The organism is Pseudomonas sp. ADAK21 (genome assembly GCF_012935735.1).
GTDB classification, from domain to species: Bacteria; Pseudomonadota; Gammaproteobacteria; order Pseudomonadales; family Pseudomonadaceae; genus Aquipseudomonas; species Aquipseudomonas proteolytica.
In genome coordinates this window covers 3,270,127-3,286,417 of the sequence record NZ_CP052857.1, presented here as the reverse complement: position 1 = coordinate 3,286,417, position 16,291 = coordinate 3,270,127, and the positions used below count along the sequence as shown (strand labels likewise).

Annotated in this window: 12 protein-coding genes and 1 pseudogene; 6 read left to right on the top strand and 7 right to left on the bottom strand. The window is 61.7% G+C overall.

From position 1 onward, the window contains the following. Positions 1-25: 25 nt before the first annotated feature. From HKK57_RS27330 to HKK57_RS14925, 3 genes and pseudogenes are all read right to left on the bottom strand, one after another. A pseudogene (locus HKK57_RS27330) lies at positions 26-307 on the bottom strand (PAS domain-containing protein); the annotation flags it as partial. A 96-nt stretch (positions 308-403) separates the two neighbouring features. Beyond that, positions 404-1,615: a transporter substrate-binding domain-containing protein gene (locus HKK57_RS14930; protein ID WP_169390348.1), complete on the bottom strand. Its 1,212-nt coding sequence runs from the start codon at positions 1,613-1,615 to the stop codon at positions 404-406. 146 nt (positions 1,616-1,761) lie between these two features. Next, positions 1,762-1,995 (bottom strand): hypothetical protein, encoded by a 234-nt coding sequence (locus HKK57_RS14925; RefSeq protein WP_029297855.1) that lies wholly within the window; start codon positions 1,993-1,995, stop codon positions 1,762-1,764. 215 nt (positions 1,996-2,210) lie between these two features. Here HKK57_RS14925 and HKK57_RS14920 point away from each other — a divergent pair, with 215 nt between their 5' ends. From HKK57_RS14920 to HKK57_RS14895, 6 genes are all read left to right on the top strand, one after another. Next, complete coding sequence (locus tag HKK57_RS14920; protein WP_070994081.1) at positions 2,211-3,377, top strand: efflux RND transporter periplasmic adaptor subunit; 1,167 nt, start codon at positions 2,211-2,213, stop codon at positions 3,375-3,377. Beyond that, positions 3,374-6,469, top strand: coding sequence for a multidrug efflux RND transporter permease subunit (locus HKK57_RS14915; protein WP_070994082.1), 3,096 nt, complete (start codon positions 3,374-3,376; stop codon positions 6,467-6,469). Before HKK57_RS14920 ends, HKK57_RS14915 begins: the two co-directional genes overlap by 4 nt. A gap of 9 nt (positions 6,470-6,478) precedes the next feature. Continuing rightward, positions 6,479-7,156 (top strand): heavy metal response regulator transcription factor, encoded by a 678-nt coding sequence (locus tag HKK57_RS14910; protein ID WP_029297848.1) that lies wholly within the window; start codon positions 6,479-6,481, stop codon positions 7,154-7,156. After that, the gene (locus tag HKK57_RS14905) at positions 7,146-8,510 is read left to right on the top strand and encodes a heavy metal sensor histidine kinase (protein ID WP_070994083.1); all 1,365 of its coding nucleotides are present in this window, start codon (positions 7,146-7,148) and stop codon (positions 8,508-8,510) included. The genes HKK57_RS14910 and HKK57_RS14905 overlap by 11 nt, the downstream gene beginning before the upstream one ends. A 346-nt stretch (positions 8,511-8,856) precedes the next feature. Beyond that, a complete protein-coding gene (locus HKK57_RS14900; RefSeq protein WP_070994084.1) occupies positions 8,857-10,179 on the top strand; it encodes an OprD family porin in 1,323 nt (440 codons plus the stop codon). Between the two features lie 84 nt (positions 10,180-10,263). After that, positions 10,264-11,763, top strand: a complete 1,500-nt coding sequence (locus HKK57_RS14895; RefSeq protein ID WP_070994085.1) for a sensor domain-containing diguanylate cyclase — start codon at positions 10,264-10,266, stop codon at positions 11,761-11,763. Between the two features lie 100 nt (positions 11,764-11,863). Here HKK57_RS14895 and lpxC read toward each other — a convergent pair whose 3' ends face one another. The 4 genes from lpxC to HKK57_RS14875 form a co-directional block, all read right to left on the bottom strand. Beyond that, on the bottom strand, positions 11,864-12,775 hold the full coding sequence (gene lpxC, locus HKK57_RS14890) for a UDP-3-O-acyl-N-acetylglucosamine deacetylase (protein ID WP_029297841.1): 912 nt from the start codon (positions 12,773-12,775) through the stop codon (positions 11,864-11,866). A gap of 112 nt (positions 12,776-12,887) precedes the next feature. Then, complete coding sequence (gene ftsZ, locus HKK57_RS14885) at positions 12,888-14,081, bottom strand: cell division protein FtsZ (RefSeq protein WP_029297839.1); 1,194 nt, start codon at positions 14,079-14,081, stop codon at positions 12,888-12,890. 65 nt (positions 14,082-14,146) lie between these two features. Then, positions 14,147-15,406: a cell division protein FtsA gene (gene ftsA / locus HKK57_RS14880; RefSeq protein WP_029297837.1), complete on the bottom strand. Its 1,260-nt coding sequence runs from the start codon at positions 15,404-15,406 to the stop codon at positions 14,147-14,149. Between the two features lie 15 nt (positions 15,407-15,421). Further along, positions 15,422-16,288 (bottom strand): cell division protein FtsQ/DivIB, encoded by an 867-nt coding sequence (locus tag HKK57_RS14875; RefSeq protein ID WP_029297835.1) that lies wholly within the window; start codon positions 16,286-16,288, stop codon positions 15,422-15,424. Between the last annotated feature and the right edge of the window lie 3 nt (positions 16,289-16,291).

Here is a 16,291-nt window from a genome sequence, read left to right as displayed (position 1 = left end):
TGACCGGCGAGGCATAGGCGCTGACCCAGTAGTGATCACCGTTCTTGCAGCGATTCTTCACCATGCCCATCCACGAGCGACCACTTTTGAGGGTCTGCCACATATGGGCAAACGCCGCCGACGGCATGTCGGGATGGCGTAGCAGATTATGTGGCGCGCCCAGCAGTTCCTCACGGCTGTAGCCACTGATGTCGATAAAGTCCTGGTTGGCGTAGGTAATCGAACTACCTAGGTCAGTGGTCGAGAGGATGTTGGCGTCTTGGGCAATGTCCACACTTCGACCCGTGACCGGGAGATTGATCTTCATGGAAAGCGCGCTCGGGGTTGTTGAGGGAGTCGGCAGGGGCACCGACTCTAAGCGCACCGGTTGAGCAAATACTGATCCAGCTCATGTTCCACGCATTTAGTTACCCGCTGCCCCCGTCAACGATCCGGGAGGGTCGCCGACCACGGCCACGCATTCGATCGCCACCCGTGCGCCGCGCGGCAGCCGGCGCACGGCCAGCACACTGCGGGCGGGCAGCCGGCCTTGGGCGAAGTAGCCCAGGTACACGTCGTTGACCAGCTTCAGGTCCTCCAGCTCGACCAGCATCAAGGTGCACTTGACCACGCGGTCCAGCGACGACTCATGACGTACCAATAGTTCGTGCAGCGTATTCATCAGCTGTTTCATCTGCGCGCCCGTGCCGCCCTTCACCAGGTTGAGGTTGGCATCCACCCCGGCAATGCTGGAGGTGTACAGCGTGTTACCGACCCGCACGGCCTCGGAAAACGGCAGCTCCGGGTCAGCGGGGTAAAACTGCGGCCCGAGCGGGTCCTGAGCACTGGCGGTGTCGTGTGCCTCCTGTGGATAACCCTGGAGAATGCGCTGGTACTCGCCGCTCTGCCTGAGCTGCTCCAGTGCGCGGTTCAGCTCACTGCGCAACTCGGGGTCGGACTTGCGCACGCCGATAGCCACGGCAGTGCCCATCAGTTGGCCGGCCACCGGTGGGCCGACGAAGTCAAACGCCCGGCCCTGCTCGGTGTCGAGCAACTCCTGGCGGATTTCTGCGGTGCCTTGCAGCGCCGCGTCGATATCGCCGGCTACCAGGCTGCGGATCAACTGGTCGTTGAGCCAGAAGCTCTTGATGATCACCCCGGCCGGCGCCCATTGCGCCAGGGCGAAGGCTTCACGATTACTGCCGGCCAGCACCCCGACGCGCTTGCCCTTGAGCGCACGCACGGTCGGCAGCAGCCCGGAATACTTGCGGGCCACCAACTGGGTGGTAAGGGGATAGAGGTCGTCGGTGAAATCGATCAGTTGCCGACGCTGGGGGGTGGATGCCATGCCCATGATCGCATCGAAACGCCGGCGTTCCAGGGCATCAATGCTGTGGGAAAATACCTGGTCGACCCAGGTGCAGCGCACATCGAGCTGGGCACACAGGGCATTGCCCAGTTCGATGTTCAAGCCCACCAATCGCCCTTGGGCATTGCGGCTTTCGTAGGGCGGGAACTGCGGGGAGATCGCGAAGCGGATCTCGCTGCGCGGCGCAGTGCCGGCCACCGCCCCCATAAAAAAGCCGCCCGACAGCAGCAGCCCAACGGATAACACGAAGATCTTTGCCAAAGCCATGCAGACATCCCTTTCCTGAAAGACCCACACCCTCAAACCAAACTGCTGCCAATCAGGCGCGGCGAAGGGGTATCAGGCAAGCTTTCAAGAAAAGGTCGTGGACCGACAAGACGAAAAGTCAGCAATGGCTGTAGGCACAACTGCCGTCAGCGTTTACCCATCGAGCGGCGGGTGCCTGGCGGCGCCATACCAGGGGTTTTGGTGTGGCCGTTCTTCGCGCCGTTTTTGTACCACGGCTGATTGCTGTCTTTCGCCCCGGCCAGTTCACCCGGTTTGAAGGGGAATTTGAAGGCCGGGATCACCGGCTTGGCCTCACTGTCGAGGCTGTCTGGATCAGCGAGTTCGGCGCTTTCAACAGGCGGTTGTGTCGGGCAATTCATGGAAGCTCCGGAGCGTGCAAAAAATGACGCGGGCCCGACTTGCGGGCCACACTGGCGCGCAGTATACCTGCGCGCCCTGGTTCTTTAACCACTGCCCGTACGAATGGTCGACCTTTGCTGTCAGCGCTGTCAGTTAACGGTCACTTTGCTGACCGGGTTTGCCGGCTATAAAGAGCCTTCACTCTTCCCATTCTCTGTCCGGACGCCGCGAGCCCATGCACATTCAACGCAAAACCACCTTGATTGTGCTCGCCGTCGTGGCCCTGGCGGTCGTGGCCTGGGTCGCGACCCGGCCGGCCAAGACCAAGCTGTCCGCCTCCACTGCGATCCCGGTGCGGGTGGTCAGTGTCGCCCAGCAGGACATCCCGCGGTTTGTCAGCGGCATCGGCTCGGTACTGTCGCTGCACAGTGTGGTGATTCGCCCGCAAGTCGACGGCATCCTCACCCGATTGCAGGTCAAGGAAGGGCAACTGGTCAAGGCCGGCGACCTGCTGGCGAGCATTGACGACCGGGCGATCCGCGCCAGCCTCGACCAGGCCAGGGCCCAGTTGGGCGAAAGCCAGGCGCAGTTGCAGGTGGCCCAGGTCAATCTCAAGCGCTACAAGGAGCTGAGCATCGACGACGGCGTGTCGAAGCAGACTTACGACCAGCAGCAAGCCCTGGTCAATCAGCTCAAGGCCACGGTCCAGGGCAACCAGGCGGCGATTGATGCGGCCCAGGTCCAGCTTTCCTACACGCAGATTCGCTCCCCCGTCAGCGGTCGCGTCGGGATTCGCAATGTGGATGAAGGCAACTTCCTGCGCACCAGCGACACCCAAGGCCTGTTCTCGGTGACGCAGATCGACCCGATTGCGGTGGAGTTTTCCCTGCCACAACAGATGCTGCCGACCCTGCAAGGCCTGATCGCCGCGCAACACCCGGCCAGTGTCGATGCGTTCCTGGGTGCCGACACCGAGAGCCCGGCCGCGATCCTGCTCGGCGAGGGCCGCCTGAGCCTGATCGATAACCAGATCAGCGCCACCACCGGCACCATCCGCGCCAAGGCCGAGTTCAGCAATGCCGCGCAAACGCTGTGGCCAGGGCAACTGGTCACGGTAAAGATCCAGACCGCCCTCGACAAGGCCGCCCTGGTGGTGCCACCGACCGTGGTCCAGCGCGGCATGGACTCGCACTTTGTGTACCGCCTCAATGGCGACAAAGTGGACGTGGTACCCGTGCAGGTGACCTACCAGAACAGCGACCTGACGATTGTCACCGGCGTGCAGCCCGGTGATGTGCTGGTCAGCGACGGCCAGTCACGCCTCAAGGCCGGCGCCCAGGTGGAGGTGCTCAAGGAGCCGCCGCAAGTGATCCAGACCGCCCAAGCGCAGGCCCGGCCATGAAGGGCCGTGGCTCGGTATCGGCGTGGTGTGTCGACCATCCGGTCGCCACCCTGCTGTTGACCTTTGCCCTGGTGCTGCTCGGGCTGATCGCCTTCCCGCGCCTGCCGGTCGCGCCGCTGCCGGAGGCGGAGTTCCCGACGATCCAGGTCACCGCCCAACTGCCCGGCGCCAGCCCCGATACCATGGCGTCCTCGGTGGCAACGCCCTTGGAAGTGCAATTCAGCGCCATCCCCGGCATGACCCAGATGACGTCCAGCAGCGCTCTGGGTTCCAGCCTCCTGACCCTGCAATTCACCCTCGACAAGAGCATCGATACCGCCGCCCAGGAAGTCCAGGCAGCGATCAACACCGCGGCCGGCAAGTTGCCCAGCGATATGCCCAACCTGCCGACCTGGCGCAAGGTCAACCCAGCGGACAGCCCAGTGCTGATCCTCAGTATCAGCTCCAACAACATGCCCGGCACCGAACTGAGCGACTACGTGGAAACCCTGCTGGCCCGGCAGATCAGCCAGATCGACGGGGTCGGCCAGATCAGCATCACCGGCCAGCAACGCCCGGCGATCCGCGTGCAGGCCTCGCCGGACAAGCTCGCGGCCATCGGCCTGACCCTGGCCGACATCCGCCTGGTGCTCCAGCAATCGAGCCTGAACCTGGCCAAGGGCGCGCTGTATGGGCGCGACAGCGTGTCGACGCTGTCGACCAACGATCAACTGTTCCACCCCGAGGAATACGGCGACCTGATCGTTTCCTACAAGGACGGCGCGCCGGTGCAGTTGCGCGATGTGGCGCGGGTGATCAATGGTTCGGAGAACGCCTACGTGCAGGCCTGGTCCGGCGATACGCCGGGGGTCAACCTGGTGATTTTCCGCCAGCCGGGGGCCAATATCGTCGACACCGTGGACCGCATCCAGGCCGAGTTGCCGCGCCTGCAGGCAATGCTGCCGGCGTCGGTGGACGTCAGCTCGTTGTCGGACCGCACCAAGACCATTCGCGCCTCGCTGCATGAAGTGGAAATCACCCTGTTGATCGCCGTGTTGCTGGTGGTGGCAGTGATGGCGCTGTTCCTGCGCCAATGGTCGGCAACCCTGATTGTTTCCAGCGTTCTGGGAGTATCGCTGGTGGCCACTTTTGCCTTGATGTATGTGATGGGCTTCAGCCTGAATAACCTGACCCTGGTAGCCATCGTCATCGCCGTGGGTTTTGTGGTGGACGATGCGATTGTGGTGGTGGAGAACATCCACCGCCACCTTGAGGCCGGCCTGGACAAGCGTGAAGCAGCAATCAAGGGCGCCGGCGAGATCGGGTTTACCGTGGTATCCATCAGCTTCTCGCTGGTGGCGGCGTTTATCCCGTTGCTGTTCATGGGCGGCGTGGTCGGGCGCCTGTTCAAGGAATTTGCCCTGACGGCGACCTCGACCATCCTGATTTCGGTGGTGGTGTCCCTGACCCTGGCGCCGATGCTGGCCGGGCAGTTCATGCGCGCCCCTAGCCATCATCCCCACGACAAGCCGGGCTTTGGCGAACGCCTGCTGGCCGGTTATGCGCGGAACCTGCAACGGGCACTGGCCCATCCGCGCACGATGCTCGCTGTCTTCACCGTGACCCTGGGCCTGGCGGTGGCCGGCTACGTGTTTATTCCCAAGGGGTTTTTCCCGGTACAAGACACCGGCTTTATCCTCGGCACCAGCGAGGCGGCGGCGGATGTGTCCTACCCGGATATGGTGGCCAAGCACCAGGCCCTGGCCGAGATCATCAAGGCTGACCCGGCGGTGGAAAACTTCTCTCATTCGGTGGGTGTCACCGGCAGCAACCAGACCATCGCCAACGGCCGCTTCTGGATTGCCTTGAAGGATCGGGGTGAGCGTGATGTGTCGGCCAGCCAGTTTATCGACCGGATTCGCGCCAAACTGGCCCAGGTGCCGGGGATCGTGCTGTACCTGCGCGCCGGCCAGGATATCAACCTCAGTTCCGGGCCCAGCCGCAGCCAGTACCAGTACGTGCTCAAGAGCAACGATGGCGCAACCCTGAACACCTGGACCCAGCGCCTGACCGAAAAACTGCGCGCCAACCCGGCCTTTCGCGATCTGTCCAACGACCTGCAACTGGGCGGCAGCATCACCCACATCAGCATCGACCGCCAGGCGGCCGCACGGTTTGGACTGACAGCCACCGATGTCGATCAGGCGCTGTACGATGCGTTCGGCCAACGCCAGGTCAATGAATTCCAGACCGAGACCAACCAATACCAAGTGGTGCTGGAGCTGGACAGCCAGCAACGGGGCAAGGCCGAGAGCCTGAATTATTTCTACCTGCGCTCGCCGCTCAGTGGCGAGATGGTGCCGTTGTCGGCGCTGGCCAAGGTCGACCCGCCGACGGTCGGGCCTTTGTCCATCAGCCATGACGGCATGTTCCCGGCGGCCAACCTGTCGTTCAACCTGGCACCGGGCGTGGCCCTGGGCGACGCGGTGATCATGCTCGACCAGGCGAAGAACGAAATCGGCATGCCGAGCACCATCATCGGTAACTTCCAGGGCGCGGCCCAGGCGTTCCAGAGTTCATTGGCCAGCCAGCCGTGGTTGATCCTCGCGGCGCTGGTGGCGGTCTATATCATCCTCGGCGTGCTGTATGAGAGCTTCGTGCACCCGCTGACGATCATCTCGACCTTGCCCTCGGCCGGCCTGGGCGCGCTGATCATGCTCTGGCTGCTGGGCCAGGACTTTTCCATCATGGCGTTGATCGGCCTGGTGCTGTTGATCGGCATCGTCAAGAAAAACGGCATCCTGATGATCGACTTTGCCCTGGAAGCCCAGCGCGTGCGTGGGCTGGCACCTGGCGAGGCGATTTACGAAGCCTGTGTCACGCGGTTCCGGCCGATCATCATGACCACCCTCGCCGCCCTGCTGGGCGCGGTGCCGCTGATGCTCGGCGCAGGCCCCGGCGCGGAGTTGCGCCAGCCCCTGGGGATCGCGGTGGTCGGCGGGTTGCTGGTGAGCCAGGCGCTGACGTTGTTCACCACGCCGGTCATATACTTGTACCTTGAGAAACTTTTCCACAGACCCAAACCGGCCCTCGGGTTGGCGACCACACATTGAGGCGGGGTCATGCGCGTCCTGATTATTGAAGACGAAGAAAAAACCGCCGACTACCTGCATCGCGGGCTGACGGAACAAGGCTACACCGTGGACGTGGCCCGCGACGGCATCGAGGGCCTGCACCTGGCCCTGGAAAGCGACTACGCGGTGATCGTGCTCGATGTGATGCTGCCCGGCCTCGACGGCTTTGGCGTGCTGCGCGCACTGCGGGCCCGCAAGCAGACGCCAGTGATCATGCTCACCGCCCGCGAGCGTGTGGAAGACCGCATTCGCGGCCTGCGCGAAGGCGCCGACGATTACCTGGGCAAGCCGTTTTCGTTCCTCGAACTGGTGGCGCGCCTGCAAGCCCTGACCCGGCGCAGCGGTGGGCATGAGCCGGTACAGGTGAGCATCGCCGACCTGTGGATCGACCTGATCAGCCGCAAGGCCAGCCGCGCCGGCCAGCGCCTGGACCTGACCGCCAAGGAGTTCTCGCTGCTCAGCGTCCTGGCCCGGCGCCAGGGCGAAATCCTGTCGAAGACGGCGATTGCGGAAATGGTCTGGGACATCAATTTCGACAGCGATGCCAATGTGGTCGAAGTGGCGATCAAGCGCCTGCGGGCCAAGCTCGACGGGCCATTTGAGCACAAGCTGCTGCACACCATCCGCGGCATGGGCTATGTGCTGGAGAATCGCAGTGTCGAGTAACTCGATTGCCCTGCGCCTGAGCGGCATGTTCACCCTGGTGGCGCTGGTGATTTTCCTGCTGATCGGTGGCGCGTTGTACCAGCAGGTGGACCGTGGCCTGGGCTTGTTGCCGGGGGCCGAGTTGGATGCGCGCTACAGTGTGCTGGAGTCGTCGATCACGCGTTTCGGCACGCCGGATCATTGGGTGAAGATGGCCAGCAAACTCAAGCTGCTGGGGGAAGAGGACACGCGCATTCGTTTCTGGGTGGTGAGCAGTGACCCGACTTATGAGTACGGCAAACCCGACGCACGTATCCGCGAATTCGCCGCCGGCCCCACGGGCAAGCGTGATTTGTACCTGCCGGGCCACGCCTATCCGTTCAAGGTGCTGGTCAGTCAGTTCCCGGCCAAGGACCAGCGCCCGCCGCTGCGCTTTATGATCGCCATCGACACCGCCAACTTCCGCGCCACCCAGCACCATCTGCTGATGGCGTTGATCAGCCTGTCGTTTGTCGGCGTGGTACTGGCTTCGCTGCTGGGCTTCTGGGTCGCGCGCATCGGTCTCAAACCGTTGATCAAGCTGTCGGATGAGGCGCAAAAACTGGCACCGCCCAAACTGTCGGGGCGCTTGCAGTTGTCGCCGTTGCCGCCGGAGCTCAAGCAGTTCGTCAACTCCTTCAACTCGACCCTGGAGCGGGTGGAAACCGCCTACTCACGCCTGGAGTCCTTCAATGCCGACGTGGCCCACGAACTGCGCTCGCCACTGACCAACCTGATCGGCCAGACCCAGGTGGCGCTGACCCGTGGCCGCTCCGCCGAGCATTACTTCGAAGTGCTGCAATCGAACCTGGAAGAGTTGGAGCGCCTGCGCTCGATCATCAATGACATGCTGTTCCTGGCCAGCGCCGACCAGGGCAGCAAGGCCACCAAACTGATTGAGTGCTCCCTGGCCGATGAGGTGGCGACGACCCTCGAGTACCTGGACTTTATCCTCGAAGACGCCCAGGTGCGGGTCACCGTGGTCGGCGATGCCCAGGTCCAGATCGAAAAGGCTCATTTGCGCCGGGCGCTGATCAACCTGCTGAACAATGCCGTGCAGCATACCTCGCCGGGGCAGGAGATCCAGGTACGGATTGAAACGCAGGAGCAGCAGGTGCTGATTGGCGTGACCAACCCAGGGGAGCTGATCGCCAGCGAACATCTGCCCCGCTTGTTCGAGCGCTTCTACCGCGTCGACGCCTCGCGCAGTAACAGCGGGGCCAATCATGGGTTGGGGCTGGCCATCGTCAAGGCGATTGCCTTGATGCATGGCGGGGATGTGTTCGTGCGCAGTGAACACGGTGGCAATACCTTTGGTATCACCCTGCCCATCTAATTTTTTTAAACCACTACACAATCAAAATGTGGGAGCGAGCAAGCCCGCTCCCACACAAGCCCATCCCCATAGGTAGATCGCCGTCTCGACTGTTGCGATTTGGGCAACAGTCATTATCTTGTTACACTCTGTACCGTACCGCTCGCCTGCGCCAATATGTCGCATCGACGAGCGAGACGGCAAAGACAGCCGACCCGCCCTGCTATTTCCCTCGACTTATTTCCAGGGCTCTACACTGGGAATCTGTCTTAAAGCCGCTGACTTCAGCGGCTTTTTTTTGCCGTAAAAAAGGCCAGGAACACCCCACAACATTGGCCGTTCAGACTCATCCAAAGGAGCTTCCCCGGTGAAACCCGCGCTGACATTCACCCCGTTATTCCTCGCGATTGCAGCAACTATCTCCCCTCTCGCCCATGCCGCAGATGCCCCTCCCACCGACGGATTCGTCGAAGGCTCCAGCCTCACTATCAACACCCGCAACTACTACATGAACCGCGACCGCCGCGACATCCACACTGACGACAGCAAAGAGTGGGGCCAAGGCTTCCTCGGGGTCTTCGAGTCTGGCTACACCCAAGGCACCGTGGGTTTTGGCCTGGACGCCCATGCCATGCTCGGCCTGAAACTGGACGGCGGTGGTGGCACCGACGGCTCCAGCATCCTGCCGTACGGCAGCGGCAACGGCAAAGCGCCGGGCTCGTTTTCTACCGGTGGCGGCACCCTGAAAATGCGCGCCTTCGATACCGAACTCAAAGCCGGCGACCTGTTCCTCAACAACCCGGTGATTGCCGGTGGCATGACGCGCATGCTGCCCGAGACCTTTCGTGGCGTCAGCCTGACCAACCACAGCCTTGACGGCTGGATGTTCGAAGGTGGCCAGGCCAGTTTCGCCAAGCTCTATAACCAGAGCGGCCACGGGCGTATCGGCACCAGCTACGGCGCGCTGCCCAAGGGCCAGGACAGCCAGCACATGAACTGGGCCGGCGTGGCCTGGAGCGGCCTGCCAGGGCTGACCAGCAACCTGTACGCCTCTGAACTCAAGGACGTGTGGAACCAGTACTACTACGACCTGGACTACACCTACGCGCTCAATGACCTGGTCAGCCTCAACCCCGGCCTGCACTTCTACCACACCCAAGACACCGGCCATGCCCTGCTGGGGGATATCGACAACAACACCTACAGCCTGCATTTCACCGTGGGCGTGGGCAATCACAGCGTCACGGCCGCGTACCAGCGGGTCAATGGCAACACGCCGTTCGACTACATCGCCCAGGGCGACAGCGTGTACCTGGACAACTCCCAGCAATACTCGGACTTCAACGGGCCCAACGAGCGCTCGTGGAAGCTCAAGTACGCCTACGACTTCGCAGGCCTTGGCGTGCCCGGCCTGACCTCCGCGGTGTCGTACATCAGCGGCAAGACCGACCTGACCAAGGTCGACCCCAACAGCCGCGGCTACTCGGCCTGGTACAGCGCCGAGGGCAAGAATGCCAAGCACTGGGAACGGGATATCGACCTCAAATACGTGGTACAGGGCGGCAAGGCCAAGGACTTGGCGGTGCGCCTGCAATGGGCGACCAACCGTGGCAGCAATGGCTACTCGGCGGTGGACCGTGATGTGGATGAGTACCGGGTAATCGTCGATTACCCGATCAATGTGTTCTGACGGCGAATTATCTTTTTCGCCGATTGCTTAATTTCAGGCGCGCGGAATTAAACTGCCATCATCGTCACCGCCGAAGTCAGTCCGATGAGTCAACGCCGCGCCCTTAAACTGCCTGCACGCCCGGAGCTTTTGCTGATTCTGGGCAGTGGCCTCACCGTTGTGCTGATTCTGATCATCGTCGCCGTGCTGCTGATCCGCGAGCACGCCAGCACGTTACAGACCGCCCAGCGCTCCACCAGCAATATCACCCAGTTGATCAATGCCGATGTGCTGCGCAACGTCGAGCTGTATGACTTGGCGCTGCAAGGGCTGATTGCTGCTGCAGGTCGGGATTTGTCCGGACTGCCGGGCGATGTGCGGCACCAACTGCAATTCGACCAATCCACCGCAGCGCCCTACAAAGGCGAAGTCCTGCTGTTGGACGCCCAGGGCACGGTGCTGGCCGACTCGTCGACGCAGACCCCCACCCTGCGCAACTTCGCCGACCGCGACTACTTCCAAATCCATCAGCAAAACCCCGAGACCGGCCTGTTTATCAGCCGCCCGTTCAAGATCCACTGTGACTGCGAGCAAATCTGGCGCATCGCTTTCAGCCGCCGCGTGACCGGGCCCAATGGCGAATTTACCGGGGTAGCGGTGGCGACCATGCGCCTGGCGTATTTCGACCAGTTGTTCAGCAGCCTGACCATTGGTAGCGGCAACACCATCAACCTGCTGAACAACCAGGGCATCCTGCTGGCCCAGCAGCCCCTGCTCGAACGGGACATGATCGACAAGGACCTGAGTTCGCGCCCCAACTTCAAGCGCATGCTGCAAGAGGGCAGCGGCAGCTTCCGGGCGATCTCTGCGATCAGTGGTACCCCCCGGCTTTACACCTTCACCAATGTCGGCCAGTTGCCATTGATCGTGGTGGTGGCCTTGGCCAGCGACGATGTATTCGCCGCCTGGCAACGCGCCGCATGGCTGACGGCAGGCGCCACCGGGGTGTTGTGTGTGGGCCTGTTATGGTTGAGCTGGATGTTGCGCCTGGAACTACGGCGGCGTTACCGCGCCGAGAAGGTGCTGTCAGAACTGGCAGCCACCGACGGCCTGACCGGCCTGGCCAACCGCCGTATCCTCGACCAGCGCCTGACCCTGGAATGGGACCGCGCCCGCCGCTCCGCCGAGCCCTTGGCGCTGCTGATGATCGACGTCGACCACTTCAAGGCCTTCAACGACCGCCATGGTCACCTGGGCGGCGACGAAGCGCTGCGCAGCGTGGCACAGGTGATCGGCAGCCAGATCCGCCGCCCGGCCGACCTGGCGGCACGTTATGGCGGCGAAGAGTTTGCGGTGATCCTGCCCAATACCGATGCCAGCGGTGCCCGGGCGATTGCTGAGCGTATCCGCCAGGGGATCCAGCACTTGCCGCCGGTTGCGGGTGATAGTGAGCCAGTTACGGTGAGTATCGGCTTGAGCACCTGGGACAAACGCAGCAGCGCGTCATTGGAGCAGTTGCTGCTCAGTGCTGACCGGGCGTTGTATGAGGCGAAAAATAGCGGGCGCAACCGCGTGGTCGATGCGGCCACACTGCTGGCGCCTTGAATGTAGCAGCCGGCTTGCCGGCCCCTATAGGCGGATATTTGCCAATAAAAAAAGGCCACCCGAAGGCAGCCTTTAAAAACTAAAGAAAGAGAGTTGTTACTTACACCGCCGCAACGGGACGCATGTAAGAGATCGGTGCGGTGCTGGCATCTTCGAAGGTCACGACTTCCCAAGCATCTTTCTGCTCAATCAATTTGCGCAGGAGCTGGTTGTTCAGTGCATGGCCCGACTTGAAGCCTTTGAACTCGCCTATCAGGCTATTGCCCAGCAGGTAGAGGTCACCAATTGCATCGAGGATCTTGTGCTTCACGAACTCGTCTTCATAGCGAAGGCCGTCTTCGTTCAGTACACCATCCGCGTCGACCACGATGGCGTTTTCCACGCTGCCGCCGAGTGCGAGGTTGTGCTTGCGCAGGTACTCGATGTCACTCATGAAACCAAAGGTACGGGCGCGGCTGACTTCTTTTACGAACGAAGTGCTGGAAAAATCCACGCTTGCACTTTGGGTGCGGTCACGGAATACCGGGTGATCGAAATCGATCTCAAAGCTCACTTTAAAGCCTTCGAACGGGACGAAGGTGGCGCGCTTGTCGCCGTCTTCTACTGTCACTTCCCGCAGAATGCGAATGAACTTCTTGGCTGCGTCCTGTTCTTCCAGGCCGGCAGATTGAATCAGGAATACGAAAGGTCCAGCGCTACCATCCATGATCGGGACTTCAGACGCGGAGAGCTCGACGTAGGCGTTATCGATGCCCAGGCCAGCCATGGCCGAGAGCAAGTGCTCCACCGTGTCCACTTTGACGTCACCGTTGACCAATGTGGTCGACATGGTGGTTTCGCCAACGTTTTCCGCGCGAGCAGGAATCTGCACCACAGGGTCCAGGTCGGCACGAACAAACACGATGCCGGTGTCGACAGGTGCGGGCTTGAGGGTCAGGTATACCTTCTCCCCGGAGTGCAGACCTACACCTGTGGCACGGATAATATTCTTCAGGGTGCGTTGTTTAATCATGGCTTGGACCGCTTCAGCGCAAATTGCGAACTGGTATCAACAAAGGCTGGCGATAATAACAGACCAGACCTTTGCTGAACACCAATCACCTTCATAGCCCTGATACATTCCATCAATCGGCCTGACGACGCAGGAAAGCCGGGATGTCCAGGTAATCCAGATCATCTTGCGGATTCGGGCTACGGGACGCAGCAGCACCGGCCTGAGCCTGGTTGCGCATCACGGTCGGACGATCCAGGTCACGGTAGTTCACCGACGGCATTTCCGGGCGCACAGGCGCTGGAGCGGCAGTCGAAGACGCTTGGCTGGTGTGAACGGTATTGTCGATGACCTTCACAGGCTTCTCGATTTTAGCGCCCAGGCCAGTGGCAACCACGGTCACATGCAGTTCGTCGCGCATGTCCGGATCGATAACGGTACCGACCTTGACCATCGCGTGCTCGGAAGCGAAGGCTTCGATGATGCTACCCACGTCGGAGTACTCACCCAGGGACAGGTCAGGACCGGCGGTGATGTTCACCAGGATGCCGCGTGCACCTTGCAGGTTCACGTCTTCGAGCAACGGGTTGCGGATGGCCGCTTCGGTTGCTTCACGTGCACGGTTAGGACCGCTGGCGCAGCCAGTGCCCATCATCGCCATGCCCATTTCGCTCATGACAGTGCGTACGTCGGCAAAGTCGACGTTGATCATACCCGGGCGCTTGATGATGTCGGAGATACCGCGAACGGCACCGGCCAGTACGTCATCAGCCTTGGCGAAAGCCGACAGCAGGCTTGCGTCTTTACCGAGGATGGTCAGCAGTTTCTCGTTGGGGATGGTGATCAACGAGTCAACGCTTTCAGACAGCAGACGGATACCTTCGTCGGCGATCTGCATGCGCTTGCGGCCTTCGAACGGGAACGGACGGGTCACGACAGCAACCGTCAGGATCCCCATTTCCTTGGCCACTTCGGCAATGATCGGCGCTGCACCGGTACCGGTACCGCCGCCCATGCCAGTGGTGATGAACACCATGTTGGTGCCTTGCAGCACTTCGGCAATACGCTCGCGGTCTTCCAGGGCGGCTTGACGGCCGACTTCCGGATTGGCGCCAGCGCCCAGGCCCTTGGTCACCGCAGTGCCCAATTGCAGGATGGTCCGCGCGCCAATGCTCTTGAGCGCCTGGGCATCAGTGTTGGCGCAGATGAATTCAACGCCTTCAATGTTGCTCTTGACCATATGGTTGACAGCGTTGCCGCCGCCACCGCCGACACCGATTACTTTGATAACCGGGCTTGCGGGGATGTTGTCTACGAGTTCGAACATTTTCCCTCTCCTTTCATTTCTCTAGTTTTTTCGCCTACTACTTGAAACGGTGTTGCGGTAAATCTTTAGAAATTGCCCTTCACCCAGGCTTGCAGGCGCTCCAGCAACGGCGCTTTAGGCTCGTCACTGCTGTAGCTTTCGCGGCTGCCAATGCCCGACAGGGAAATGCCGTCGGTCTGCTTTTGCAGGCCGTACAACAGCAAGCCCACACCGGTGGAATAAATCGGGTTGCGCACCACATCGCCAAGGCCCTTGACGCCATGGGGCACGCCCAGGCGGACCGGCATGTGGAAGATTTCCTCGGCCAGTTCGACCGCGCCTTCCATCTTCGAGGTGCCACCGGTCAGCACGATGCCGGCCGGGATCAAATCTTCGTAGCCACTGCGGCGCAGTTCAGCCTGGATCAGGGTGAACAGTTCGTCGTAGCGCGGCTCGACCACTTCGGCCAGGGCCTGGCGCGACAGTTCGCGCGGTGGACGATCGCCCACGCTTGGCACCTTGATGGTTTCACCGGCACCGGCCAGCTTGGCCAGGGCGCAGGCGTAGCGGATCTTGATTTCTTCGGCGTACTGGGTCGGTGTACGCAACGCCATGGCGATGTCGTTGGTCACCTGGTCGCCGGCAATCGGGATCACGGCGGTGTGACGGATCGCACCCTCGGTGAAGATTGCGATGTCGGTGGTGCCGCCGCCGATGTCCACCAGGCACACGCCCAGTTCTTTTTCGTCGTCGGTCAGTACCGAGTAGGCCGAGGCCAGTTGCTCAAGAATGATGTCGTCGATTTCCAGGCCGCAGCGGCGCACGCATTTTTCGATGTTCTGTGCGGCATTCACCGCGCAGGTCACTACGTGGACCTTGGCTTCCAGACGTACGCCCGACATGCCCAGGGGCTCACGTACGCCTTCCTGGTTATCGATCACGTAGTCCTGCGGCAGGGTGTGCAACACGCGCTGGTCAGCCGGGATCGCCACGGCCTGGGCGGCATCAAGGACGCGCTCAAGGTCGGCCGAGCTGACTTCACGGTCGCGGATCGCCACGATGCCGTGGGAGTTCAGGCTGCGGATGTGATTGCCCGCCACGCCGACGAACGCCGAGTGAATCCGGCAGCCGGCCATCAGTTGCGCTTCTTCGATGGCGCGCTGGATCGATTGCACGGTGGATTCGATATTGACCACCACGCCCTTCTTCAGGCCCCGGGACGGATGCGTGCCGATTCCGACGATTTCCAGCGTGCCGTCGTCCGCGACCTCGCCTACCAGCGCCACCACCTTGGAGGTGCCGATATCGAGACCGACGATCATTTTGCCGCTTTGCACGTTTGCCATGGGTCCTGCCTCTTCTTAATTCTTCGCGACAGCGGGTTGCGCTGCCGTGGGCGCAGCCGGTTCGCGCCAGCTAACGGCCAGGCCGTTGGCATAACGCAGGTCGATGCTCGCAATGTTCGTAATCTGTTCTTTCAGGGTTTTGTCGTAGATGGCGATAAAGCGGCGCATCTTCTCCACCAAGTGGTCGCGTCCCAGCAACAACTCGATGCCCGGGCCGGAACTGCCTGCCCCGGTGGTCAGGAACCAGCTGCCCCGCTCGCGCAATTCCAGGCGCGCAATGGAGAAGCCCAGTGGCCGCAGCATCTGGCTCAAGGCCTGGTACTGCTGCATCACTTGCTGCTGTGCCCGTTGCGGTCCGAACAACTGCGGCAAATGCTCGTAGTTGGCCAACTCGCGCGGGTTGAATGCCTGGCCCTGGTTGTTCAACAGCGCCTCGTCGCCCCAACGGGCCACGGGCAGTTGTTCTTCCAGGCGGATCGTCACTTGATCCGGCCACACGCGCCGTACTTCGGCGTGGGCAATCCACGGCATCTGTTCCAGTTCGGCACGCATGCCTGCCAGGTCGATGGTGAAGAAGCTCGCGGCCACGAAAGGCGCGATTCGCTGCTGCACCGCTTGCTGGCTGATGTAGCTCAAGTCGCCCTGCACGCTGATCTTGGTGATCGGGCGGTCGGCATACGGCAACAGCCGCTGCGCACCTTCATAGGTACCAAAGCCCAGCGCTACCAGCAGTACCGGCCAGAACAAGGCCTTGAGAAAACCAAAGTTGGCTTTCGGCAGGCGCGCCGACATCGGCTCTTTAGCCACCATTCGACTGGCACCACGCGGCACCGGCTTGCGGCCGGGAGCGGGTTGCTGATGACGAAGCGATGCGCCTTGCATGGT

Bases quoted from the DNA above. Each gene is read 5' to 3' on its own strand.
- ftsZ (WP_029297839.1), bottom strand. From the start codon at position 14,081: ATGTTCGAACTCGTAGACAACATCCCCGCAAGCCCGGTTATCAAAGTA.
- HKK57_RS14920 (WP_070994081.1), top strand. From the start codon at position 2,211: ATGCACATTCAACGCAAAACCACCTTGATTGTGCTCGCCGTCGTGGCC.
- HKK57_RS14895 (WP_070994085.1), top strand. From the start codon at position 10,264: ATGAGTCAACGCCGCGCCCTTAAACTGCCTGCACGCCCGGAGCTTTTG.
- HKK57_RS14925 (WP_029297855.1), bottom strand. From the start codon at position 1,995: ATGAATTGCCCGACACAACCGCCTGTTGAAAGCGCCGAACTCGCTGAT.
- ftsA (WP_029297837.1), bottom strand. From the start codon at position 15,406: ATGGCAAACGTGCAAAGCGGCAAAATGATCGTCGGTCTCGATATCGGC.
- lpxC (WP_029297841.1), bottom strand. From the start codon at position 12,775: ATGATTAAACAACGCACCCTGAAGAATATTATCCGTGCCACAGGTGTA.
- HKK57_RS14930 (WP_169390348.1), bottom strand. From the start codon at position 1,615: ATGGCTTTGGCAAAGATCTTCGTGTTATCCGTTGGGCTGCTGCTGTCG.
- HKK57_RS14915 (WP_070994082.1), top strand. From the start codon at position 3,374: ATGAAGGGCCGTGGCTCGGTATCGGCGTGGTGTGTCGACCATCCGGTC.
- HKK57_RS14875 (WP_029297835.1), bottom strand. From the start codon at position 16,288: ATGCAAGGCGCATCGCTTCGTCATCAGCAACCCGCTCCCGGCCGCAAG.
- HKK57_RS14910 (WP_029297848.1), top strand. From the start codon at position 6,479: ATGCGCGTCCTGATTATTGAAGACGAAGAAAAAACCGCCGACTACCTG.